Genomic DNA, 23792 nt, shown 5'->3' on the forward strand with positions numbered 1-23792 from the left:
CATGTCGCCCGGACGGCGCATCATGACGCCTTGCGTGCCGACTGCTCGAACTGCTCGCCTCTCCTTACGCAGGGGAGTCGGTCTCCGAGATGCATGCCGCGGCAAGCAACTCGGCCGCGAACTCCCCACACGATCCGTAGCGATGCTCAGGAGGCTTCGCCAATGCTTTCGCCATCACGCCGTCGACAGCCGGCGCGAGCCCTGGGCACTGCAGGGACAGGTCCGGCGGGGGATCGTACAGGTGTGCCCACAACTCGGCCAAGGAGTCGTCGCGCCGGAAAGGTGACTCACCGGCCAGGATTTCGTGGACAACGCACGCCAAGCTGTACAGATCCGCCCTCTCGCCTGTGGGGTCGCCGGTGATCTGCTCGGGCGCGACGTACTCGACGGTGCCCACGAATGCGCCAGCCGCAATTGGGCCGCCCGGCGATTCCGCCGTGCCGAAGTCCGTGAGGTACGCATAGTAGGGATCTTCGATGCTGTTGCTCCTGGCGACCAGGATGTTTCCGGGCTTGACGTCCCCGTGGACGAGCCCATGCTCGTGCGCCGCATCCAGTGCCGACGCCATCTGGGTAGCGATGCGCACCGCTGCCATGACGGGGAGCGGGCCGTCGCGGTCGACCAGGGCCCCCAGATCCAGCCCGTCGACATAGCGCATGGCGATGTACAGGAGACCGTCGGCTTCGCCTGCTGCAAAGATCGGCACGATATGCGGATGGTCGATGGCGGCAGCCACGCGCGACTCATGGATGAACCGTCGACGAAAATCGTCATTCTGCGCCAGCTGAGGCGCAAGCAGTTTCAATGCCACCGTGCGGTTCAGTCGTAGATCTCTCGCCTGATACACCACGGCCGACCCTCCGCGCCCGATCTCGCGTTCGACCTGATAGCCGGCGATCTGTGTACCGATCAATGAGCCACCACTCTCAAACCTCCTCAACGCCGGAGTCTAGCCAAGACGCCGGTGATCCGACTGTTGTCCCGACGGTGTGGGCGGAGATTGCCATCGCTGGACGCGGGGGCGCGGTGGTGGGCAGCGCCAGTGTCCGGTACCGGACTGACGTCAGGTCAGCGGGAGGTGGTGTGGCGGCGGTGATGCGGATCGTCCATGCTGAGCGCCCGGGCGGTACCGCGCGCGCCGGGCACCGCCACCCGACGCGGGACGGCCGCGGTGGCGCGTCAGGCGCGGGCCGGGACGGGCTCGGGCTGCGGGGCCGATCGCACTGCCGTCCAGCGGCGGTCCGATGATCGTGGTCGTCCAAGCCGTCGACTCGAACCGGGCGCCCGCGGCGAGGAGGGCGTCGGGCGGCGCGAGTGTCTTCAGATAGGAGCCGAAGGCGGCGCGGAAGGTGATGTCGGCCGCCGTGACGACCACCGAGACCAGCAGGAGCTACAGGAAGGTGAGTGCGCCGAACCACACCAGGTCGGTCGCGATCAGCACCGGCCGCTTGCGGCGGTACTCCACCCACGGGCCGAGCGGCACCGCCGCCACCGCGCCCACCGACGCGCCCACCGAGGACAGTGGCGGAGACCGCCGTCGGCTGAAGTACGGGTCCAGCCAACTCAGCTCCGAGGCGCAGGAGGCGCTCGGCGGCACCCTGTCGATCATCGCGGTGGCCCTGGTGACCTGGACGGTGTTCTGGATGCGCCGCACCGCCCGCCACCTCAAGTCCGACCTCCAGGGCAAGGGCGACTCCGCCGCCGCGCTCGGCACCCTGGTCCTCGCCGTCACCACCTTCCTCGCCGCGGGCCGCGAGGGACTGGAGACCGCCCTGCTCATCCGGCCCGCCGTCCAGGCCACCCAGGCCGCCGCCACTGGCCGGGGCCGCCCTCGGCCTGGTCACCGCCGTCCTGCTCGGCTGGCTGTGCTACCGCGGCGCCCTGCGCATCGACCTCGCCAAGTCCTTCACCTGGACCGGGGCCCTGCTGATCGTCGTCGCGGCCGACGTCCGCGCCTACGGCGTCCACGACCTCCAGGAGACCGGCCGGCTGGGTGGCCTGGACAACCTCGCCTTCGGCGTCTCCGGCACCATCCCCAAGGACAGCTGGCACGGCACCCCACTGAAAGGCGTGTTCACCTTCCAGCCCGACCCGACCGTCCTGCAACTCGCCGTCCGGGTGGCCTACCTGGTCCCCGAGCTGGTTCTGTTCCTGCGGCGCCCGCGGCCCGCCCGGCCGGCGGGGGTCACCGGCGGCGCCGACCACCGCGAGCACTGGAGCGCCGCCGACCGCTGCGGTGGCAGCGCCCCGCCGGGTGGGCTGGAATGAGAAGGGTCCGCCGGACCGGTGCCGTGCCGCGCCCGGCCCCGAGCCACCGGAACGGAGAGCCACCGTGCAGGGCGACGCCGAGGTCATCGAATTCCTCAACGAGCAGCTCACCGCCGAACTCACCGCCATCAACCAGTACTTCCTGCACGCCAAGATGCAGGAGCACTACGGCTGGCCGAAGCTGGCCGCCCACACCAGGGCCGAGTCCTTCGACGAGATGCGGCACGCCGAGATCCTCACCGACCGGATCCTGCTCCTCGACGGACTGCCCAACTACCAGCGGCTGTTCCACCTCACCATCGGTCAGAGCGTCAAGGAGATGCTGGAGGCCGACCGCGTCGTGGAGGCCGAGGCGATCGACCGGCTGCGCCGCGGCATCGTGTTGATGCGGGCCAAGAACGACGTCACCTCGGCCAACCTCTTCGAGTCGATCCTCGCCGACGAGGAGGAGCACATCGACTACCTCGACACCCAGCTGCAACTGCTCGCCTCGCTCGGCGAACCGCTCTACACCGCGCAGCTGGTCGAACAGCCCTCCTGAGGCCACCCGCCGCTCGCTCGCGCCGCTCGCGCGCCGGCCAGCCGTCCGCGAGGGCCGGTGCTGGTCAGCTGCCCAGCGGGATCCGCAGCGCGACCGTGCCGCGCAGGTCCAGCCAGGCCGCCCGCGGGCCGCGGACCAGCCGCAGGACCACCTGTCCGCAGCCGGGACACCGGCCGACCAGTCCCGGCGCGTGCGCGTAGACCCGCAGCCCCGCCAGCGGTCCCGCCGCGCCGCAGCCGGTGCAGCGGGTCAGGGCCGTGGTGAGGTCGACCGTGAACAGCTCCGAGAGCGGGCCCGCGAGGGCGTTTCCGTCCTGGTACGAGGGGGCGCCGGCGTCGGTGGTCATGTCAGCCTCCGGTGGGTCCGAAGCGTTCGGTGCGGATCCGGGCCGCGTCGTGGCCCAGCGTGACCAGCTGGTCCGCGACGCTCTCGACGAAGCCGGTCGGGCCGCAGACGTAGCACTCGGGGAAGAAGTCGGGCGGCCAGCCCCAGGTCCGCAGGTCGGCGGCGCCGATCCGGCCGGGCGGCCGGGGCCAGCCGTCGGGGGCGGACCGGGTGTACAGGAACGTGGTGTCCAACCCCGGGTCGCCGCGGCGCAGTTCGCCCAGGTACCAGCGGTCCTCGGGGGTGCGCACCGAGTAGATCAGCCGGAACGGGCTGCGGCCGCCCGCCGCCCGCCGGGCGCGGATCATCGCCATCAGCGGGGCGACGCCCGAGCCGCCAGCCACCAGCAGGACCGGGGTGTCCTGCTCCGGGCGCCACACGAACCAGCCGCCGACCGGCCCGCGCAGCTCCAGCAGATCACCGACCGCCACCTGCCCGGCCAGGTAGGGGGAGACCTCGCCGTCGGCGACGCTCTGCACGGTCAGCTCGATCCGTGAGCCGTCCGCGGCGGAGGTCAGCGAGTAACTGCGCTGGGTGCTGTAGCCGTCCTCGGCGGTCAGCCGGACGTCGACGTGCTGCCCGGCGAGGTGGCCGGGCCAGCCGGGTACGTCCAGGGCGATCGAGACCGCCGCCGCGGTCTCGCGGCGCCGTTCGAGCACCGTGGCGACCCGCCAGCGCAGGCGTTCGCCTAGTCGCCCTGGTACCGCTGCTCGCGCCATGGGTCTCCGTAGTCGTGGTAGCCGACGCTCTCCCAGAACCCCGGCTCGCTGCGCGCCGTCAGCTCGATGCCGCGCACCCACTTCGCTGACTTCCACAGGTACAGGTGCGGGACGAGCAGCCGGGCCGGGCCGCCGTGCTCGGCCGGCAGGTCGGCGCCCTCGTAGCGGTGGGCGATCCAGGCCTGGCCGTTCAGCAGGTCGGCGAGCGGCAGGTTGGTGGTGTAGCCCCCGTAGGCGCTGACCAGGGCGTAGTCCGAGGCGCTCTGGACCGTGCCCAGCAGGACGTCCAGGGAGACGCCCTCCCAGGAGGTCCCGAACTTGGACCAGCGCGTCACGCAGTGCAGGTCCACGGTGAAGCGCTCGGCCGGCAGGGACAGCAGATCGCCCCAGGTCCAGCGGTACCGGTCGCCGGTCTCCGTGGTGACGGTGAACTCCCAGTCCTCGCGGGCGACCCTCGGCGTCGGACCGGCGGACAGCACCGGGAAGTCACGGGTCTCGTACTGGCCCGGCGGCAGCCGGTGGCCCGAGGTGCGCGGGCGGCCCCGGAACCCCGGGGAGATCACGGTCATGGCCCCACCCTTCCTGTCGGGGCGACCGGACGGTCCAGCTGCCATTGTCACCCCGCGCAACCCCCGGGCGCCTCTCACCGGAGCACCGGAGCACCGGAGAGCCGCACCGGAGCGCCTCACCGGAGTGCCGGGCCGACGCGCCGGGCCGACGCACTCCCCGCCGTCGGCCGGGGGCCGTCGGAGTGACGGCGCGTCATGTCGTGACGGAGTGTCGTCAAGCGCACGCTTAACGTGAACGCATGATCGATGAACCTCCCCTCGGCGCCGCAGGCGGACCGAGCACCCCCGGAGCGCCCCGGCGAGGCGGCCTGACGGCGCTCTTCGTCCTGGTCGTGGCCCTGCTGACCACGCTCGCGGTCGTCACCCCGGCCGCCGCCGCGCGCCGGGTGGCCGGCACGGTGACCGTGCAGTTCGACAACAAGAGCGACCGCGACGTCACGGCCGCCAGCGCCAACGTGCCCGAGGGCTGCGTGATCCCGTTCGTGCCGTCCGTGATCGCGGCCGGCACCACGGCCAGCTGGACCGTGGCACCGTGCAACTCCTCCTACGGGGCCAAGGCGACGGTCAACCTCTTCGTCCAGGGCGAGGGCAACGCGACGCTCCAGATGGGCTGGGACGTCCCGTTCACCGGTCCGAACAGCTTCTCGGAGTCGGCGCCGACCGGCTACGTGATCAGCCACAGCGGCGGCCAGGACCAGAACACCCCGGTCCGGTTCTCCTTCGACTGCAACTCCACCACCTGCGACGGCATCCCGGACGACTGGAAGCGCAACGGGGTCACCCTCAACCCCGGCGACGGCAGCCCGAACAAGTTCATCGACCTCAAGGCGATGGGCGCGGACGTCAACCGGCCCGACATCTTCATCCAGCTCGACTGGATGGCCGACGACAAGCACAGCCACGCGATCAGCCCCGCCGCGATCAAGCAGGTCGTCGACGCCTTCAAGAACGCCCCCTACCGCAAGCGCCAGACCGGCACCGGCATCAACCTGCACATCGACGCCGGCCCCGACAGCATCATGGACTTCGCCACCAACGCGACCTGGGGCACCCTCAGCCGGGCCAAGAAGCTCACCGAGACGGCGAACCTCGGCACCAAGGTCGACGGCATGTACCAGTGGAACGCCTTCACCACGCTGAAGAACGCCACCGGCGGCTTCCGCAGCACCGCGCGGGCGCCGATCTTCCACTACGCGATCTCGGCGCACAACCTGGAGGCCGGATCCGGTTCCAGCGGGATCTCCGCCGGCACCCCCGGCAGCGACTTCATCGTCAGCCTGGGCAGCTTCACCAACCAGACCGGCACGGTGGCCGAGCAGGCCGGCACCCTGATGCACGAACTCGGCCACAACCTGGGCCTGCGGCACAGCGGTGACACCGACCTGCCCAACCGCGAGCCGCAGTACTTCAGCGTGATGAACTACACCTACCAGTTCGGCCTGACGGTGGGCACCACCACCGGTCTCGTCGACTACTCCCGCCAGGACCTGTTCCTGAACGAGACCACGCTGGACGAGCGTGTCTACCCGCCGACCACCCCGCTCTACGACGTCAGCCACTACTGCCCCGGCGTCGACGGGACGGTCGGCAAGTTCGTCACCATCCCGTCGAGCAAGGGCGCCGTCGACTGGGACTGCAACGGCAAGGTCGGCAGCGACCCGGTCATGGTCGACGTCAACGGCGACACCGACAGGACCAGGCTCCCCGGCCACGACGACTGGAGCGTGCTCCAGCTGCGCGGCGGCTCCGTCGGCCACCAGGGCGACACCGCCGGCGTCCCCGCCCCGACCCTGGACAACGAGGCCGACCCGGACGACGAGGCCATGGACCTGCCGGTGGACACCACCGCACCGGTCACCACGGCCAGGATCCGCCCCTCGCACGGCCACAAGGACGCGGCCGGCCGCGACGACGAGCAGCTGGTCGTCCTCACCGCGACCGACGACATCTCCGGGGTGGCGCTGACCGAGTACAACCTCGACGGCGCGGGCTGGACCACCTACACCGGCCCGATCCCCGTCCGCGGCGAGGGAGAGCACCAGCTGCTCTACCGCTCGGTCGACCGCGCCCAGAACCAGGAGGCCGACCGGACCCTGGCCCTGCGGATCGACTGCGACGCCCCGTGGCACCCGGAGGCCGGCACCGAGAGCTGAACCACCCCACCCCACCGTCCACCTTCCCACCGTCCACCGCCCCCGGGCCGACCCTCGGCCCGGGGGCCGCTACGCTGCGTCGGCGGGCCGATCCGCCCGCGGACCGAGCGAGCGACCGGAGGCGACGGACGGATGGGTCATCAGTGCCCGCAGTGCGGAGACGACCTGACGGGCTTTCGGGTGAAGCGGCGGCACAACGCCTGGGGGGCGTCGGTGACCGGACCACGGGACCGGCCCGAGCTGTGGTGGGAGTGCGGCGGCTGCGAGTGGCTCGGCGTGCAGGCAGCGCCGGACGACCCGATGCGGCCGCTACGGCGGCTGCCCGGCACCGAGGGCACCTGCGACTTCTGCGGCTGGGAGGACTCGGTCGCCGCCGGCGAGCCCGCGCGCCGGGCCGACGGTCTGCTGGTGCAGTGGATCGTCTGCCTGACCTGCGGATTCAGCGGCTCCCTGCGGCTGCGCGAAAGCTGACCGAGCCGTTCGGCAGGCCACGCCTCGGCGGGTCCGGCTCACAGATCCACGGCGGAGACCCAGACCACGGGATGCGCCGGATCGGTCGCGCCGTCCACCGCCAGGGACCGCGGACCGGCCTTCCCCGCGTAGCCGCGACCGTCCCGGCTGTAGACGATGGCCGGGCCGACCGGCGGGGTCAGGCCGCACGGGCCCCCGGCAGGCCGGACAGCTGCCCCGGGCTCGTAGGTGGTCCAGTCGCCCGTGGACACCGTCGTGGCGGCGCTCGGTGGTTCGAAATCGCCGGCCGAGAGGAACGTGGCGAGATCCGCGGGCGTGGTGGTGAACCGCAGCGTCAGGCTGAAATCGCCCTGCAGACCGCCCGCGTCCGCGGTGAAGACGAGGTCCGTGGCGGCGGGAGGCACCGCCAGACCGAAGTGGGCCGTCGCCTCGGCGAGGGGGAGGTTGTTGCCGCCGGTCTGCGCGCACACCCGGGAATCGGCCGCCGCCACCCGGTTGTCCGGCCCCCCGGACGCCGGGTCGAGCACCAGCGCCGTACACCTGCCGAGCAGGCCCAGCACGATGGCGGCACCCACCGCGGCCAGCAGACATCCCGGTCTCTTCACAGCCCAGGCTCCCCCCGTGAGCGACCACCGGAGCGTGATCCTAACGGGAGCGCGATCTGCACGGGCACCCCGGCTCCCACCGACGTCCGGGTCGCCGCGCGTGCGCCCTGTCGCTTACCGGGGACGGCCGCCGGGTCAGCGGCGGGTCGCCCGCAGCAGCTCGATCCGCCAGCGGGCCGCGCCCTGCTCGGGCCGCTCCTTCACCCGGGCCGTGAGGCCGTCGGCGAAGAGCCGGACCGTCCGCGGACCGACCGCCACCGGCCCCGCGAACAGGGACGGGCCGAACGCAGCCAGGAACGAGGCCGACACCTCGCGGGCGTACGCGTCGAGATCGCCGTCGGCGCAGTACCTCCCCCACATCGGGTCCTCCAGCACCACGAACTCCGCCTCCTCCAGCCGGAAGCGTTCGGCGAGCGGGCCGCCGCGCAACGGGCCGAGGTACTCCGCGGCGGTCCTGTTCCAGGTCGGGACGGTCATGGCCGCCAGCTGGCCGGCCGTCAGCTCACCCCGGCCGACCAGCTCGTCGAGCTGCTCGAGCGCCAGGTCGAAGAGGCCCTCCGCGCCGCTCAGCCCGTCGTCGGTGGCGGCCCCGCCCACCACGACCAGCTGCCCGCCCGGCACCAGCTCGGCCGCCCGGTGCACGAGGAAGTCCGCCCAGTCGGCAGCCGACTGCCCGCGCAGGGCCTCGCGGGCCGCCCCGGTCGCCCGGGGACCGTAGACGTGCCCGTCGACCGGCACCGGGAGCCGGGACAGCCAGTGCACCGCGATCGAGGACCAGGCGAGGTGCAGCTCGCCCGGCGGGAACAGCGGCTCGTAGAAGGAACGGGCCTGGGCGCAGCCGAACACACCGGGGCCGCCCAGATAGGAGGTCGGCCCGGACAGGGTGGCGAACAGCGCACGGAAGTCGTTCCCGGGAATATCGGTGTGGGTGACCCAGACCGGGGTCCCGGGACGGCGGGCCCGGACGGCCGCCACCGTGCGCGCCATCGGCTCCATCGCGTTGGTCCCGGCGGCGCAGCCCAGGTCGGCGACGCGGAACGCCCGCCCGTCGTCCGGCACCGGGACGACGCTCAAGGCCCGGTCCAGCATCCCGACGGTCGCCGCCAACCCCGCGTGCTGCGCCGCGGAGTGGCTGCCGTACCCGCTCCCCATCACCCCGGACCCGCTTGCGGCCATCGACCGAACCTCCTGTGTGCGGCGGGTCTGCGGGTCTGCCACGCTAGCCCGCGCCCGGGGCACAGCCCGGCGGCGACACGCCTCGGGATGGCGGGGGAGCGAGGGCGGGAACGCCGAAGGACCGCCCCTACCGGGTGAGGTAGGAACGGTCCTGAGCCGGCGCGCGCGATCACCTGGGCCCGGTGGGGCCGGTGGCGCTGAGGGCCGGGTGAGCCGTCACGACGTCGGGTGTCGTCGGGTGGCGGCGGTCACACCTGAGGGGCCACGTGGTCGGCTTAGTACCAGTGGTGGGTCTGCCAGAACGCCCACGCGGCGTTCGGGCTGCCGTAGCGCTCGTTCATGTAGTTCAGACCCCACTTGATCTGGGTCGCGGGGTTGGTCTTCCAGTCGGCGCCGGCCGAGGCCATCTTGGAGCCCGGCAGGGCCTGGACCAGGCCGTACGCGCCGGAGGAGGCGTTGGTGGCCGTCACGTTCCAGCTGCTCTCGTGCGAGACGATCTGGTTGAACGAGGCCAGCTGGTTGGCGGGGACGATCTGGGCGGCGATGGCCTGGACCGAGCCCGGCGAGTAGGCGGGGGTGGCGGCGGACGCCATCGCGGGGGCGACGGCGGTGCCGAGAGCGGCGATACCGGCAGCGGAGACGAGCACGGCGGCCGAGGTACGCACACGGGTGGAGAACTTACGCATAAAGGTTTTGCCTCAATCGGTTGGCTACGCTCCCGTCCGCTGCGCCTCTCGACCGGATACCGGCCTGGGCGGGACGGGGCGTGGGGCACCTCATGGAGCGAGGGCCTGAACGGGCGCCGCAGCCTGACAGGTTGCTGCGGCGTCTGACGACTCCGCCATTGTTAGCGGGCGTCCGGCACGCCGCCAAGACCCCTAATTACGACGCCCGGTAGTAGTAAACATCCGGGTTCGACCCGCTCCGGGGGGTCGGCTCGGACGCCTCCACGGGGATCTAAACCTCTAAAACCGGTGCATTTCGGACAGATTTCCGAGGCTGAATGGCCCGCGATCCCGGTTCCGCCCGCAGATCGGCACCGATCGGCATGATCCGCGGTGGGGGCGCCCATGGGCCGCACCTGGCGGCCCGGACGATCAACTATCGATGGTCGTAGACCCTGGGGGCCGTGTGAGCACCCTCACCGCCCGGCCGCGCCGGAGTGGTCGGCGGGCGCTGATTCCACTACGCACCGCAGGCATCCGTATGCGCACGAAGCCTGTGGCGCAGCGCACTTGGGCCCGCCCGGGCCGCTGAGGTGCTCGCTGGGGCACCGGCGGGGTCAGGAGGCGGCGAGGGCGGCGACCACCATGACCAGCAGCAGCCCCAGCACGAACAGCCACCGCCGCCCGCTCGACGGCCACCGCACGGCGCCGGGGTCGCGACGGCGGCCGGCATTCGGCACCTGCTGGCTGCTGTCCCAGCCGAGGCCGCCGCCGGAGTCGCTGCTGGTGCCGCTGCCGTAGTCGGTGTCGCTCATGATCGTGGGTCCTTCGGGGGAGAGGGGCCGCCAAGCCTCCCACGCGGGCCGACCGGGTGAGCGGCGGCCCCCCACTGGGCCGTCGGTGCCGCCCGGAGCCCGAGGATTCGCCTCCGGACCGCTGTGGACCAGGTGCGAAGGCGCCGGCCGTCGTCGACCTCGGCAGGGGAGAGGGGAAGCCGACCGCTACCTGGCACGCATGGGGCGCGTAGGCCCGTGCCCGCACCGGGGACGCCGTCCGGCGGCCATCCGCACCGCGGTGCGAAACGTCCTGGCTTAACGGCGCAGGATCAGCAACAGAGGCACTTACCACTACGTGGCTGAGAGCCATAGGGGATGGACCACCCCCGCCGTCAGCTTCCCTCGGGCCCGAACCGGCGCTTGTACGCCGACGGAGTGATACCCGTCTCGCGACGCATGAGCGACCGCAGGTTGGTAGCCGTACCCAGTCCGCTTCGGCGTGCGACGACCTCGAATCGTGACTCGCCTCGCTCGATCAACTGGCATGCCAAGGCGAGCCGCTCTCCCGTGAGCCACGTCAGGGGGGTCGTCCCCAGCTGCGCCCGGAAGCGGCGGTGCAGTGTCGCCGGGCTGACCGCCGCCCGCGCCGCGAGGTCGGAGACCGTGAGCGGCGAGTCGAGCCGTTCCTGGGCCCAGGCCAGGACCGGGGCCAGGGATTCATCGGGGAGGTCGGGCATGGGGCGCTCCACGAATTGCCGCTGTCCGCCGTCGCGGTGCGCCGCGAAGACCAGTCGCCGGCTCACGGCGTTGGCGATTTCGGCGCCGTGGTCGCGGCGGACCACGTGCAGCCCGAGGTCGAGTGCGGCCGCGCTTCCCGCGGCGGTGAGGATGTCACCGTCGTCCACGAACAGCACATCCGATTCGAGGCGGACGGCGGGGAATCGGGCACGGAAGGCATCCGCCCACTGCCAGTGGGCCGTGGCCCGGCGCCCGTCGAGGACTCCGGCTTCGGCCAGGGTGAAGGCGCCGCTGCAGAAGCCGATCAGCCGTGCACCGCGGGCGTGCGCCCGTCGGATGGTGTCGAGCACGGCGGGTCGGCGGGGCACTTCGACGTCGGGGCGGTTGGGGACGATCAATGTGTCCGCCGTATCGGACGCCTCCAAGCCGGCGACTCCCGTGAGCGTGAAGAATCCGTCTCGCATTGCCGTGCGGGGCTCTGGGGAGCAGAGGCTGAAGTCGTAGAGATCGCGGCCGATCTCCGGCCTGCGGAGGCCGAAGACCTCGGTTGCACAGCCGAGCTCGAAAGGGTTCGAGTTCTCGTCCACGATCACGACCACCCGGTGGACGCCTGCTGCACGAGCCTGATGCGAGGATTCTTTCGCCATCTGCTATTCCTAGCACTCACACCGGCCCGGTGAAACAGCTCAGGATGAGCCCATGAGCAACCAACCCATCTCCCTTCGCCACGCGCTGGCCTCCTTCGATGCGCTGTGGAGCCCCCGCATCGTCACGCGCGTCAACGACTACGACGTCCGGATCGCCAAGGTCCAGGGCGAACACCTCTGGCACGCCCACGACGACACCGACGAGTTCTTCCTGGTACTCGACGGTGAGCTGCACATCTCCTTGCGCGAGCCCGAAGGGGAACGCACGGTCAAGCTGCCCCAGGGTGCGGTCTTCACCGTCCCTGCGGGTACGGAGCACAAACCGTCCGCGCCGTCCGGTGCCGCGATCCTCCTGTTCGAGCCGACCGGGACGCCGACAGTGGGCGACCGCCACGACGAGATCCCCGACCACGTGGACGCGACCACCGGACACATCCTCAACGCGTGAGCGGACGGACAGCGGCCGGGATCACAGGCGGCCGAGGTATCCGTCCGACATGAGCGACGCGGACCAGGCGCGTCGCTGGATGCAGGCAGCGTCATTGCCTCGGGGGCATCGTCCGACGCTACGTCAATTACCCTCCAGGCAGGCCGTGCACCGGAAGGCGGCGCACTGGATCTCGTCCGGACCTGGAGCGCGACACGATCTGCGCGGGACGCGGTGCATGCCCGTGCAGCGCGGGACGGTTGATGTCGGTGGGGCGGGATATGGTCCCCTCGCAAGGTTCCGCGCATCAAGGTCATCAACGGGGAGATCTTTCATGAGCAGTACCGGACGCAGCACGCACGAGGGGTTCACGGCCGAGGAGCGGGCCGCGATGAAGGACCACGCCAAGGAGTTGAAGGCGGCGGCCCGCCGTGGCTCGCAGGCGGACAAGGCGGCGGAGGCGGCGCGGGACGTGGTCGCCAAGATCGCGGAGATGCAGGACTCGGACCGGATCATGGCCGAGCGCGTGCACGCCGTCGTCACCGCCGCCGCCCCGGTCCTCGCCCCGAAGCTCTGGTACGGGATGCCCGCCTACGCGCTGGACGGCAAGGTGGTCTGCTTCTTCCAGAGCGCGGAGAAGTTCAAGTCCCGCTACGCGACGCTCGGGTTCAGCGACCAGGCGAAGCTGGACGACGGCCCGATGTGGGCGGCGGCTTTCGCCCTGACCGAGGTGACGCCCGAGGTGGAGGCGCGGATCACTGAGCTCGTGAAGCAGGCGGTGAGCTGAGGCCGCTCGTGGTGGCCGGGCTGGCCCGTCCGGGGCTGCGTGCGGTGGTCGTACGCGCGCCCGGGCGGGCCCCGGCACGCCTCTGTCGAAGTCGGCGATTCCCGCCAGGGGGCCGCCGCTGGGCCATCGGCCGGTTCAACTCCGCCGTCAGCACCGGGGCGAGGAGCGAACCGGTCGTGCTCGCCGCGTCCCGCCGCCTGATCGTTCCCTGATCCAGCCGTCGCGCTCCGGCGCGAGAGCGGCGGGATGGGTCGGTCGGGTGACGGTGGTGTTTCGGTCAATGACGCGGAATTTTGGCGTACGCCCAAACAGCAGAGCCCGTTGACGTGTTTCGATCACTCTTGGTTGTGATGTGGTTGCTCTTGGTCCGTTCGTGGCCGTCGTGTCTGATGCGCGGCATCCGGCGGCCCCACCCTCGAACCCTGGAGTGACGTTGAACCCGATCCTGTTCGTCTATGCCAAGGGCGGCCCGCCGCTCGAGTACGCCATGCCTAAGATCGCCGCCCGGGCGCAGGTGCACGTGCTGGCCCTCGCGCCGCTGCCGTACCGCTCCGCGGAGACCTGGCGCCCGCACTGCGCCTCCGTCACCGAGCACGAGCCGCTCGACGGCACCGAACTGGTCGACCTGATCTGCGAGCACGCCCGCCGGGTCGGGGCGAAGGCGGTCCTGACCCTGTCGGAGTACGCGGTGGTGGCCGTCGCCCACGCGGCCGGCCGGCTCGGCCTGGCCGGTGCCGGGGAGCGCGTCGAGGCAGCCCGGGACAAGCGCCTGATGCGCCGGGTGTGGCAGGACGCCGGCGTCCCGGTGCCCGGTTTCGCCGAGATCCACGACACCGCCGACATCGCCGCCGCGTTCGAACGGCTCACCCCGCCGCTGCTGCTCAAGGCGGCTTGGAGCGCCGGCTCCACGGCCCACGTCCGGGTGCACGACCGCGACCAGGCGGAACGCGCCTGGCAGCTCGGCCGCACCGTGATGGCCGACTCCGCCGAACTCGGCTACGCCGAACTGCACCGCGCCGAGGCCGGGGTGAGCGACTTCCTGCTCGAGGAGATCGTCACCGGCAGCGCCCCCGACTGGTTCCCGGACCGGGGCTGGGGCGACTACGTCAGCGTCGAGGGGATCGTCGCCGACGGTGTCTACCACCCGCTGTGCGTCACCGGCCGGATGCCGACCGTCCCGCCGTTCACCGAACGCGCCGGGCTCGCCCCCGCCGCGCTGCCCGAGCCGCTGCAGCGCCGGGTCGAAGAGGTGTCCCGGGCCGCCGTGGACGCCCTCGGCCTGGACACCTGCGCCACCCACACCGAGATCAAGCTCGGCGCCGACGGGTCGATGTGGGTGATCGAGACGGCCGCCCGGTTCGGCGGCGTGCTGACGACCCGCCAGGCGGAGACGGTCTTCGGCCTCGACATGATCGGCATGCTGGTACGCCAACTGCTCGGCGAGCCCGTCGAGTACCCGCCCGCGATGCTCACCACCGGCACGGGCGCGGCCGCCTCGCTGGCGATCCTGCCGGTCGACGCCGACGGCCGCCCGTGGACCGAACTGCCCTGCTGGGACTTCGACGCGGTCGACTGGCCCGCCCTGCTCGGGCCGGGCTCCACCGTCGAGCCGGTCCGCGAGCACAGCCTCAAGCCGGGCAGCGCGATGCCGCCCTACGAGGAGGCGGGCGGCGCCAACGCCATGGCCGCGCTGCTCTTCGTCACCGCCGACTCCGCGCAGGCACTGCTGGCCGACTGCGAGCGCATCGTCGCCGCCCTGCCGCAGGCCCTGAACGCGCTACCGCAGGCCCTGAACGCGCCGCACACCGACGGAGCCGCCCGATGAGCACCCGCATCGACACCACCGGCCCTGCCCCGTCCTCGGACCCCCGCCCGGCCGCCGGACGGAAGGCGCCGCACGGCGCGGTCGTCGGCGCCCGGCTGACCCTCCCGCTGTTCGAGCAGCTCTCCGGCGTGCTCGGCGGGCACCCGTACGTGAAGGTGGTGGTCGACCGGCACGAGGACGCCTGGCACATCCTCGACAGCGCCGTCCACTCGTTCCACGTCAACTACATCGCCACCGAGATCCACGGCCTGACGCTGGCCGAACTCGACCAGGACCTGGACGGGTTCAACCACAGCGTCTACCAGGACCCCCAGCGCCGGTTCCTGCTCGGTGTGCTCTCGCTGCACGTCGACACCGGGCAGCAGGAGCACCCGCAGCCGTTCCTGGTGCTGGAGACCACCGAGGCCGACACCATGGGCGTCGACCTGCTCACAGAGTTCTACACCTTCGTCCGGGACCGGCTGGACCCGGCGCTGACGCTGCGGCTGAAGCCCGCCAACCACAGTCAGCAGAACGCCCTGGCCGAGGTCCCCGAGAGCGCACTGCCCCGCACCCGCGGCGAGGAGCTGTACGCCGCCGCGCCGTTCGTCCCGCTCTCCCTCGGCTCGGCGGTCGGCCGGCTGCGGGTGTTCGCCGACCCGGCCGCGTACCGGGCCGCCCGCTCCGAGCTGACCTGGCACGACATCGTCGCGATGCCGGTCGTCCCGGACGACATCCCGCGGCTGGCAGGCCTGATCAACGCCCGGCCCACCACCCCGCTGTCGCACACCAACATGCTCGCCGCCGGCTGGGGGATACCCAACGCGATCGTCCGCGACGTGCTCACCCGGATCGCCGACGACGGCCTCGACGGCGCCTGGATCCGCTACCGGGTGACCGCCGAGGGCGCCACCATCGAGCGGGCCGAGCAGCCCGCCGACCTCACCGAGCCCACCTGGCACACCCAGCGGATCCGGCTCGACGCCCCGCAGGTCGACGACGTCCCCATCGTGCCGCTGTCCGAACTGCGCGCGGGCGACAGCCGCCGCTACGGCACCAAGGCCGCCAACCTCGGCGAGCTCCACCACGTCCTGCGGCACGGATCCGCCCGGCTGACCGGCTACTACGCCGTACCCCGGCCCCCGCGCGCCGACCTGATGGGCCACCTCGCCGCCCGCCTCGACGCCCCGGACGGGACCTCCCCGGCCGAGGCCGCCGCCGGGTTCCTCGCCCGGCACGTCAGCGCACCCGACGGGGTCGCGCTGCCGTTCGCCTTCCAGCAGCGCTTCCTGGACTCCTCCCGGGCGGTGCAGCAGAGCATCGGCAAGCTCAAGATGGCCCTCGAACTGGGGGCGATGGACGCGGTGGACGCCGTCTGCGTCCAGCTCCAGCACCTGGTCCGTGCCACCCCGGTGCCCGAGGACCTGGTCCGCGCCCTCGACGCCCAGCTGGTCGAACACCTGGCGGGCGCCGGTCGGCTGGCCGTCCGCTCCTCCTCCAACGCCGAGGACCTGCCGGGTTTCTCCGCCGCCGGCATCTACGAGTCCCACACCAAGGTCACCGACCTGCCCGGTCTGCTCGACGCGGTCCGCGGCGTCTGGGCCTCCCTGCTGTCGCCGCGCAGCGTACGGCTGCGCCACCAGGCCGGCATCGCGCTGGACGACACCTTCATGGGCGTCATCGTCCAGCGCTACGAGCCCTCCCCGCTCGGAGGGGTGATGGTCACCTGCAACCCCACCAACCGCGCCGACTTCCGCAACGTCTACCTCAACTGCGTGCACGGCTCCACCGCGGCCGTGGTCGACGGCACCACCCCGCCCATGCAGTACCTGTACAACACCGTGGAGGGCGGCGGACGCACCGTCTCGCTCGGCGCCGCCGAGACCGACCTCGACCCCGCGACCCGGGAACAACTCGGCCGCCTCGCCCTGGCCGGCCGCCTGCTGCAGTCCCACTTCGCCACCGACTACACCTTCGCCGCGCCGCTCGACATCGAGTGGCTGCTGACCCCCGGCGGCCGACTGCACCTGCTCCAACTCAGGCCCTACAACGCCTGACCCGGCCGGCATCGCCGCCACCCGCGAGACCCCCGAAGCCCCGAAGCCCCGAACCCCGAAGGCCGTACGCCGTGTCCCTGCTCACGCGCGCCCGCCGGCGCGCCCCCCTGTCCGCCTCCGACCACGAACCCGGCCGCGTCCCCGGTCCCGTGCCCGCGCCCGTCCGGCGGGTGATCCGCCTGAACAACGGCTTCCAGCTGCTGTTCAACCTGCTCTGGTGGATGCCGGTCTTCTACGAGTACCAGCGCCAGGCCGGCCTGACGGACGGCCAGATCTTCGGCATCCAGAGCATCTACTACGTGGCGTTCTGCCTGCTGGAGATCCCGACCGGCCTGATCGCCGACCGGCTCGGCCAGCGCCGCTGCCTGCAGCTGGGCGCGGCCGTGATGACCGCCGCCAACCTCGTCCCGGTCGCCTGGCCCACGGCAGCGGGATTCCTGCTGCACTTCCTGGCCATCGCCGCCGCCCGCTCGCTGGTCTCCGGCGCCGCCAGCGCCTACCTGTACGAGTACCTGCACGCCGAGGGCGCCGGCGACCACTACGTCCAGGCCGAGGGCACCGCCCGGTCCCTGGGGCTGTGGGCGAAGATCGCCTGCTGGCCGCTGGTGGGCCTGCTGATGTACCTTCAGCACGCCGCCCCGTACCTGCTCACGGCCGCCTGCACCCTCGGCTCGCTGGCCTGCGCCACCGCGCTCCCCGCCCTGGCACCGGGGCAGGACGGTCGCAGGCCCGCCGCCGAACGGGTCGGGCTGTTGGCCTCGGCCTGCCGGGCGCTCGCCGTGCTGCGGACCTCGAGGACGCTCGGACCACTGATGGTCCAGGGCGTGGCGATCTTCACGCTGGCCAGGATCTGCCAGGTCAACCTCTTCCAGCCGCTGCTGCTCGCCAAGGCCGTCCCGGTCGCCGACCACGGCGCGGTGCTGTCCGTGATGACCGTCGCGGAGGCGGTCGGCTCGGCCAGGCCCGGCTGGGTGCGCTCCCGGCTCTCGGACACCGCGGCCGTCACCGTCCTGAGCCTGGTGATGGCCCTCTCGCTGGCGGCGACCAGCATGGCGGGCGCGGTGGCGACGGTCGGCTGGCTGTGCGTGTTCGCCGCGGCCACCGGACTGGCCTACCCGGTCCAGCGCAACCTGATCAACGCGGCGATCCCGCCCACGCCGTACCGCACCACCCTGCTCTCCCTCGAATCGATCATCGACCGGGGTGTGTGCGCACTGGTCGCACTGGCGGTCGGCGTCTACCTGTCGGCCGGCCGGCTGGACGCCCTGCTGGTCCACGCCGCGATCGGCACCTGCCTGCTGCTCGCCCTGGTCGCCCTCGCGCTGCGCCTGGTGCGCCGCGACCGGCCCGTGAAGTGATCGTCTGTCAGGTGGTGATTCGTCGGGCCGTCCCTGGTGGCGGCGGTGCCGTTCAGCGGCCGGGGGGCGGGCCCGCGGCCGGGCGGGGCGGCCAGGCGTTGGCGTCCAGGATCCCCAGGGTGTAGGCGCGGGCCACCATGGCCGGACGGGAGGGGGCGTCCAGCACCGAGCGGAGCCGGCGCAGGTGGTAGTCCAGGGCCTGCCGGGACAGGCCGAGACCCTCCGCTATGTCGCTGTTCGGACGGCCCCCGGCGAGCAGCAGCAGGACCCGCAACTGGAGCGGGGTGATCCTGGGCGGCTCGGCGAACTCCGTACCCAGCGGCGTCAGGACGGCCAGCACACGCACCGGCGCCCCCCGGTGCCGGACCACCGCCAGATCGGTACGCAGGAGCCGGGTGGCGCCACCGGCCACCCGAACCCGCAGCACGTCCCCGGCCCGGGAGATCCGGCCCTGGACCAGTTCGCTCCAGAGCCGTCGCAGCACGGCCGGAACGGCGCTGCCCTTGAGGTGCGCCGTCACCGGTGTGCCCTCGAGGTCCGCGCGTCCGACGCCCAGCAGGCCCGCGGCGCCGCCGCTGGCCCGCTCCACCCGGCCGTCGAGGCCGACGGTGACCACGGCCAGGCCCGAGCGCTCCCGCAGGGCGTGCAACTCCTCGTGGACGGCGGCCTTCTCGTCCAGCGCCCGGTCCCGCTCGGTGACGTCGACGTAGACCCCGCCGACGCACGGCTCGTCCCGGCCGTCCAACGCGAACCGGTGCCCGACCGCCCGGCCCGGCCTGCCGTCCGGGTGCCGGAACGCCAGCATGTGGCGCACCGGGCGGCGGGTGCGCAGCACCTCGCGGTCCAGGGCGCGGAAGCCCGCCGCGTCGAGCGGCGGGTCGACCTCCTCGACGGAGCGGCCGACCACGGCGGCCGGTTCGAGGCCGTAGAGGTGCGCGTAGGCGGCGTTGACCCAGAGGTAGCGGCCGTCGCCGTTGCGGACGAAGGCCATCGCCGGTGTGTAGGCGGCGAGTTTGGCGAACCAGCGGGCCGTCTCCGGGGCGAGGGCCTGGTCCGGTGGGTCCGGTTCCGTTCCGCGGCCGGGCACCGGCCGTCGTTCCGCGTCCATCCCGGGTCTCCCTCGTGCCGCACGGTAGGCCGTTCCCGGTCGGACCGGCCCCTGTGATGATCATGAAGGACGCCGGTGGCCACCCGGGCCGGCCACGGTAGGGATTCGGCCGCCCCGCCCGTCCCCGGCCGTCCCATCCGCCCCTGCCGGTGCGGTCCGCCGTAGGCTGACGATCCGTCAGATCCGTTCCCCTTCCGTGCCCGGCGGGACCTCGGACAGGTCCCGGCGGCCGTGCGGCGGCGACCGCGGCCCCGCCCGCCCGGTGGGCCGGACCGGGCGCGATTGGCGCAAACCAGCCGCTGCCGGCGCCGCCGGTGGTGCGAGCCGCACACGCATGCCGTCGGGTACCCGCGTCCGGGCCGGGTAACCGCCCGGTGCGCAGCCGTTCCGGACCGGAGGGCGGCGGTGTGGTCGGCGGCACGCCGCGGGCACGGTTCGCCCGGACGGGCCCGGGTACGTACCGCACCGAAGCGCACGGGGGCGCCGGAGTCGGCGGCCGCGCGGGGGACGGGGGTCCGGAACGGCCATGGCAGTAGTGATCCTTCTGGTGCTGCTCGCCGCGAGCGCGGGCCTGATCCTCTCCGGGTTCAGCAAACTGCAGACCGACGTGCCCACCTGCTACGGCCGGCCGATGGTCCCGGGCGACGTCTGTGTCGCCAAGGTGGCGGGACCGGTCACCGACGGGATGCCCATACCGCAGGACACCACCTACCAGGAGCAGTTGGAGAGCCTGACCAGCGGGGGACGGACCTCCATCGGGCTCGGCGTGGTGCTGCTGGTGATCTGCATCGTGATCGGGCTCGCCATGGCGGTCGACCCCGACGGCGGGCGGCAGCGGTGAACCGGCCGCCGCCCTGCCCTGCCCTGCCTTGCCCGGCCCGCGCATCCGCCGTCCCGGCCGGGCCGGGCCCTCAGGGGACGGTGATGACGACCTTGCCGCGGATGTGGGTCCCGGCGAAGTCGGCGACCGCCCGGGCCGCGTCGGCGAACGGGTACCGCGCACCGATCTCCACCCGGAGCCGGCCGTCCGCGGCGCGCGCCGCGAGGTCGTCGAGATCGCCGGGCTCGGGGACGAAGGACCCGATGTAGACGGGCGTCACGTCGCGGTCCAGGGTCTGCGGCCCGAAGAGCGGCGAGACCAGCCGGCCGCCCGGGCGCGCGGCCCGGGCGCTGCCGACCAGCCCCTCGCCGTTGTTGATCAGGTCGACCACCAGGTCGACCCCGCCGGGCACCAGCTCCAGGGCGGCCGCCACGACGTCGGCCGTCCGGTAGTCGACCGTGTGGGCCGCACCGAGCTCCCGGATGTACTCGGCGTCCTGAGCGCCCGCCGTGGCGATGACCCGGGCGCCGAGCGCCGTGGCGAGCTGGACGGCGTACAGGCCGATCCCGCCGGTGGCCCCGATCACCAGCACCGTCTGCCCGGGCGCCAGGCCCGCCGCCCGGAGCAGGCAGACCGCCGTCATCCCCGACTCGGGCAGGGCCGCCGCCCGTTCGGCGTCCAGGCCCGCGGGCCGGTGGGCGAGCCGGGGCCCGGGCGTCGCCAGCGTGTACTCGGCCACCGACCCGGTCTGCCCGGTGAACGCGAGGACGCGGTCACCCGGTGCGTAGCCGGTGACGTCCGGCCCGACCTCGTCCACGGTCCCCGCCGCGTCCATCCCGATGACGAGGGGGTGCTGGACGGGATAGACGTCCTTCAGCGCACCGGTGATCAGCGCGAGATCGAGGGGGTTGAGCGCGGCGGCCTCGACGCGCACCACCACCTGGCCCGGCCCGGCAGCCGGTTTCGGCCGGTCGGTGAGGGCGATGCGGTCGAGCGGCTGGTACCCGGCGGCGACGAGGGCTTTCACGGTGACCTCCTGTGGACGTGCTGGGAAGCCGTCCGCCCGGCGGCGGCCCGCTGCCCGCGGAGCGACGGCCATCCGTTTCTACGCCGTCCGCTGCGCCGGGCCCGGGAGGCTGACCGTCCGTCCGGCGGACGCGACACGGACGGAGGCGCTCGTCGCCCGATGTGCCGTCCCGTCAGCCGCGGGTCAGGGTGAGGTCAGGGCGGGGTCAGTGGTCGCGGGCAGAGTGGTGCACGTGAACGGCGCCGGGGGCGGATCCCGGGGCCGGGAGCTGGGAGAGGTGCCCGGAGTGGTTGATCGGGGACCAGGGCCTTCGGGTCCGGATCGGGTGCCTTCGGGTGCCCACGCAGGTTCGAATCCTGCCCTCTCCGCCCTCGCCCCTCCGGCGGCCGGGCGCCGCCGGGCCCCGGTCCCCGTGCCAGGCCGCGTACCCTCGTCCCCGTGGCAGCCTCACCCCTCCGACGCGTCGCCGTCCTCGTGCTCGAAGGCGCGAAACCGCTGGACATCGGCATTCCCGCGCAGGTGTTCACGACCCGCGCGAGCATGCCGTACGAGGTGCGGGTGTGCGGCGCGGCCCCCGGGCCGGTGGCCGGCGGCGACGGCCTGTCGTACCACGTCGCCCATGGCCTGGAGGCACTGGAGTGGGCCGACCTCGTCTTCGTGCCCGGCTACCGGTTCCCCGACCGCGAGGACCCGCCGCAGGCCGTCCTCGACGCGCTGATCGCCGCCCACCACCGCGGTGCCCGGCTTGCCGCGATCTCGACGGGCGCCTTCGCGCTCGCCGCCACCGGCCTGCTCGACGGCCGCCGCGCCACCACCCACTGGCACTACGCGCGGGCGCTCGCGGCGAAGCGCCCGCTGGTCCGGGTCGACGAGAACGTGCTGTTCGTCGACGAGGGCAGCGTGCTCACCTCGGCCGGCGCCGCCTCCGGCATCGACCTGTGCCTGCACATCCTGCGCGGCGACCTCGGCGTGGCCGCCTCGAACCACGCGGCCCGCCGCCTGGTCGCCGCCCCCTACCGCAGCGGCGGACAGGCCCAGTACGTGCCGCGCAGCGTCCCCGAACCACTGGGCGAACGGTTCGCCGCCACCCGCGAGTGGGCGCTGCACCGGCTCGCCGAGCCGCTCACCCTGGAGGCGCTGGCACGGCACGCGGCGGTGTCGCCGCGCACCTTCTCGCGGCGCTTCGTCGAGGACACCGGCTACACGCCGATGCAGTGGGTGATGCGTGCCCGGATCGACCTCGCCCGCGAACTGCTGGAGCGCTCGGAGCGCAGCGTCGAGCAGATCGCCGCCGACGTCGGACTCGGCACCGGCACCAACCTGCGGCTGCACTTCCAGCGCATCCTCGACACCACCCCGAGCGAGTACCGGCGCACCTTCGCCCGCGGCGAGTAGCGGCGCACCTGCGCCCGTGGGCGCCCTACGGGTGCCCGCCGGCGCGTGGCGAGATCCTTTCGGACCGTGGCGATCACACCGCTGTCACCGGCCCTCGCCACGGGCGACCCTGGTGGCGAACCCGAAAGGACGCCACCCATGACTCGCATCGCCATCAACGGATTCGGCCGCATCGGACGCAACGTGCTGCGCGCGCTGCTGGAGCGTGACAGCGACCTCGAGGTCGTCGCCGTCAACGACCTCACCGCGCCCGCCACCCTCGCGCGGCTGCTCGCGTACGACACGACCTCGGGCCGGCTCGGCCGCCCGGTCACGGTCGACGGTGACGCGCTGGTCGTCGACGGCCGCCGGATCACCGTGCTCGCCGAGCGGGAGCCCGCGCAGCTGCCCTGGGCCGAGCTCGGCGTGGACATCGTGCTGGAGGCGACCGGCCGCTTCACCTCGGCCAAGGACGCGCGCGCCCACCTCGACGCGGGCGCCAAGCGGGTCCTGGTCAGCGCGCCCTCCGACGGCGCCGACGTCACGCTCGCGTACGGGGTGAACACCGACGCGTACGACCCGGCACTGCACACCATCGTCTCCAACGCCTCCTGCACCACCAACGCGCTGGCGCCCCTGGCCGCGGTGCTGGACGACCTGGCCGGGATCGAGCACGGGTTCATGACCACGGTGCACGCCTACACGCAGGAGCAGAACCTCCAGGACGGCCCGCACCGCGACCCCCGCCGCGCCCGCGCCGCCGCGGTCAACATCGTCCCGACCACCACGGGCGCGGCCAAGGCGATCGGCCTGGTCCTGCCGGCGCTCGACGGCAAGCTGTCCGGCGACTCGATCCGCGTGCCGGTGCCGGTGGGGTCGATCGTCGAGCTCAACACCACCGTCGCCCGCGAGGTGACCCGCGAGGAGGTGCTGGCCGCCTACCGCGCCGCCGCGCAGGGTCCGCTCGCCGGCGTGCTGGAGTACTCGGACGACCCGCTGGTGTCCTCCGACATCACCGGCAACCCGGCCTCCTCGATCTTCGACTCGGAGCTCACCCGCGTCGACGGCCGCCACGTCAAGGTGGTCGCCTGGTACGACAACGAGTGGGGCTTCTCCAACCGGGTGATCGACACGCTCGAACTCCTCGCCGCGGGCTGACCCGCAGCGGGAACCGGAGCCGCCTGCCCGCCCCGAGGAGCCGGAACGGGGCGGGCAGCGGGATGTCGGGATGTCGCGGTGGGCGGCGACCGCGCGGCGGACGCGCGCCTCGGGGTCGGCGGCGGACGCGCGTCGCGGGCTCGGGGTCGGCAGCCGTCCC

General features: G+C 72.9%; 22 protein-coding genes, 1 tRNA gene and 2 pseudogenes. 13 read left to right on the forward strand and 12 right to left on the reverse strand.

Annotated features, from left to right (window positions below):
• Positions 1-64 precede the first annotated feature (64 nt).
• Positions 65-913, reverse strand: coding sequence for a serine/threonine-protein kinase (locus AB0D08_RS12125; protein ID WP_359888137.1), 849 nt, complete (start codon positions 911-913; stop codon positions 65-67).
• 300 nt (positions 914-1213) lie between these two features.
• Positions 1214-1567 (reverse strand): annotated as a pseudogene (locus AB0D08_RS12130) (MFS transporter); the annotation flags it as partial.
• Between AB0D08_RS12130 and AB0D08_RS12135 the strand changes: the two are divergent.
• Both AB0D08_RS12135 and bfr read left to right on the forward strand, forming a co-directional pair.
• Positions 1542-2268, forward strand: a pseudogene (locus tag AB0D08_RS12135) (FTR1 family protein); the annotation flags it as partial. The pseudogenes AB0D08_RS12130 and AB0D08_RS12135 sit on opposite strands and share 26 nt — an antisense overlap.
• A gap of 64 nt (positions 2269-2332) precedes the next feature.
• On the forward strand, positions 2333-2809 hold the full coding sequence (bfr, locus tag AB0D08_RS12140) for a bacterioferritin (protein ID WP_359888140.1): 477 nt from the start codon (positions 2333-2335) through the stop codon (positions 2807-2809).
• 64 nt (positions 2810-2873) lie between these two features.
• Here the strand turns inward: bfr and AB0D08_RS12145 are convergent, their stop codons facing one another.
• The 3 genes from AB0D08_RS12145 to AB0D08_RS12155 are packed head-to-tail and all read right to left on the reverse strand — an operon-like array spanning position 2874 to position 4481.
• Complete coding sequence (locus AB0D08_RS12145; protein WP_033824513.1) at positions 2874-3155, reverse strand: DUF6510 family protein; 282 nt, start codon at positions 3153-3155, stop codon at positions 2874-2876.
• A gap of 1 nt (position 3156) precedes the next feature.
• The gene (locus AB0D08_RS12150; RefSeq protein ID WP_033824512.1) at positions 3157-3912 is read right to left on the reverse strand and encodes a ferredoxin reductase; all 756 of its coding nucleotides are present in this window, start codon (positions 3910-3912) and stop codon (positions 3157-3159) included.
• Positions 3882-4481 carry a molybdopterin-dependent oxidoreductase gene (locus AB0D08_RS12155; RefSeq protein WP_033824511.1) on the reverse strand — a complete coding sequence of 200 codons (600 nt, stop codon included), beginning with the start codon at positions 4479-4481 and terminating at the stop codon, positions 3882-3884. The genes AB0D08_RS12150 and AB0D08_RS12155 overlap by 31 nt, the downstream gene beginning before the upstream one ends.
• A 239-nt stretch (positions 4482-4720) precedes the next feature.
• Between AB0D08_RS12155 and AB0D08_RS12160 the strand changes: the two genes are divergently transcribed.
• Both AB0D08_RS12160 and AB0D08_RS12165 read left to right on the forward strand, forming a co-directional pair.
• Complete coding sequence (locus AB0D08_RS12160; protein WP_359888143.1) at positions 4721-6634, forward strand: M12 family metallo-peptidase; 1914 nt, start codon at positions 4721-4723, stop codon at positions 6632-6634.
• Between the two features lie 213 nt (positions 6635-6847).
• A complete protein-coding gene (locus AB0D08_RS12165) occupies positions 6848-7105 on the forward strand; it encodes a hypothetical protein (RefSeq protein ID WP_359888145.1) in 258 nt (85 codons plus the stop codon).
• A gap of 38 nt (positions 7106-7143) precedes the next feature.
• On the opposite strand, the gene AB0D08_RS12170 is transcribed toward AB0D08_RS12165, so the two are convergent.
• From AB0D08_RS12170 to AB0D08_RS12190, 5 genes are all read right to left on the reverse strand, one after another.
• Positions 7144-7710, reverse strand: coding sequence for a hypothetical protein (locus tag AB0D08_RS12170; RefSeq protein WP_359888146.1), 567 nt, complete (start codon positions 7708-7710; stop codon positions 7144-7146).
• A gap of 135 nt (positions 7711-7845) precedes the next feature.
• Entirely contained in the window at positions 7846-8886 is a 1041-nt protein-coding gene (locus tag AB0D08_RS12175) for a hypothetical protein (protein ID WP_359888149.1), read from the reverse strand.
• A 275-nt stretch (positions 8887-9161) separates the two neighbouring features.
• Positions 9162-9572 carry a transglycosylase SLT domain-containing protein gene (locus AB0D08_RS12180; protein WP_033824508.1) on the reverse strand — a complete coding sequence of 137 codons (411 nt, stop codon included), beginning with the start codon at positions 9570-9572 and terminating at the stop codon, positions 9162-9164.
• 596 nt (positions 9573-10168) lie between these two features.
• A complete protein-coding gene (locus AB0D08_RS12185; protein WP_359888152.1) occupies positions 10169-10366 on the reverse strand; it encodes a hypothetical protein in 198 nt (65 codons plus the stop codon).
• A 353-nt stretch (positions 10367-10719) separates the two neighbouring features.
• On the reverse strand, positions 10720-11712 hold the full coding sequence (locus tag AB0D08_RS12190) for a helix-turn-helix domain-containing protein (protein WP_359888153.1): 993 nt from the start codon (positions 11710-11712) through the stop codon (positions 10720-10722).
• Between the two features lie 52 nt (positions 11713-11764).
• On the opposite strand from AB0D08_RS12190, the gene AB0D08_RS12195 reads away from it, so the two are divergent.
• From AB0D08_RS12195 to AB0D08_RS12215, 5 genes are all read left to right on the forward strand, one after another.
• Positions 11765-12160 carry a cupin domain-containing protein gene (locus AB0D08_RS12195; protein WP_359888156.1) on the forward strand — a complete coding sequence of 132 codons (396 nt, stop codon included), beginning with the start codon at positions 11765-11767 and terminating at the stop codon, positions 12158-12160.
• A 313-nt stretch (positions 12161-12473) separates the two neighbouring features.
• Entirely contained in the window at positions 12474-12926 is a 453-nt protein-coding gene (locus AB0D08_RS12200) for a DUF1801 domain-containing protein (RefSeq protein WP_033824504.1), read from the forward strand.
• Positions 12927-13359: 433 nt separating this feature from the next.
• Positions 13360-14751 (forward strand): ATP-grasp domain-containing protein, encoded by a 1392-nt coding sequence (locus tag AB0D08_RS12205; RefSeq protein WP_359888159.1) that lies wholly within the window; start codon positions 13360-13362, stop codon positions 14749-14751.
• The gene (locus AB0D08_RS12210) at positions 14748-16787 is read left to right on the forward strand and encodes a PEP/pyruvate-binding domain-containing protein (RefSeq protein ID WP_359888161.1); all 2040 of its coding nucleotides are present in this window, start codon (positions 14748-14750) and stop codon (positions 16785-16787) included. The genes AB0D08_RS12205 and AB0D08_RS12210 overlap by 4 nt, the downstream gene beginning before the upstream one ends.
• 71 nt (positions 16788-16858) lie before the next feature.
• A complete protein-coding gene (locus AB0D08_RS12215) occupies positions 16859-18145 on the forward strand; it encodes an MFS transporter (RefSeq protein WP_359888163.1) in 1287 nt (428 codons plus the stop codon).
• A 52-nt stretch (positions 18146-18197) separates the two neighbouring features.
• Here AB0D08_RS12215 and AB0D08_RS12220 read toward each other — a convergent pair whose 3' ends face one another.
• Entirely contained in the window at positions 18198-19253 is a 1056-nt protein-coding gene (locus tag AB0D08_RS12220; RefSeq protein WP_359888166.1) for a PAS domain-containing protein, read from the reverse strand.
• A gap of 526 nt (positions 19254-19779) precedes the next feature.
• Here AB0D08_RS12220 and AB0D08_RS12225 point away from each other — a divergent pair.
• Positions 19780-20094 carry a hypothetical protein gene (locus tag AB0D08_RS12225; RefSeq protein ID WP_359888168.1) on the forward strand — a complete coding sequence of 105 codons (315 nt, stop codon included), beginning with the start codon at positions 19780-19782 and terminating at the stop codon, positions 20092-20094.
• A 70-nt stretch (positions 20095-20164) separates the two neighbouring features.
• On the opposite strand, the gene AB0D08_RS12230 is transcribed toward AB0D08_RS12225, so the two are convergent.
• On the reverse strand, positions 20165-21100 hold the full coding sequence (locus AB0D08_RS12230; protein ID WP_359888170.1) for an NADP-dependent oxidoreductase: 936 nt from the start codon (positions 21098-21100) through the stop codon (positions 20165-20167).
• Positions 21101-21371: 271 nt separating this feature from the next.
• On the opposite strand from AB0D08_RS12230, the gene AB0D08_RS12235 reads away from it, so the two are divergent.
• The 3 genes from AB0D08_RS12235 to gap all read left to right on the forward strand — a co-directional run bounded on the left by AB0D08_RS12235 (position 21372) and on the right by gap (position 23632).
• Positions 21372-21468: transfer RNA gene (locus tag AB0D08_RS12235), tRNA-OTHER, on the forward strand.
• Between the two features lie 70 nt (positions 21469-21538).
• On the forward strand, positions 21539-22495 hold the full coding sequence (locus tag AB0D08_RS12240; protein WP_051814013.1) for a helix-turn-helix domain-containing protein: 957 nt from the start codon (positions 21539-21541) through the stop codon (positions 22493-22495).
• 138 nt (positions 22496-22633) lie between these two features.
• A complete protein-coding gene (gene gap, locus AB0D08_RS12245; RefSeq protein ID WP_033824499.1) occupies positions 22634-23632 on the forward strand; it encodes a type I glyceraldehyde-3-phosphate dehydrogenase in 999 nt (332 codons plus the stop codon).
• Positions 23633-23792 lie beyond the last annotated feature (160 nt).

Source organism: Kitasatospora sp. NPDC048540, assembly GCF_040651175.1.
Classification (GTDB): Bacteria; Actinomycetota; Actinomycetes; order Streptomycetales; family Streptomycetaceae; genus Kitasatospora.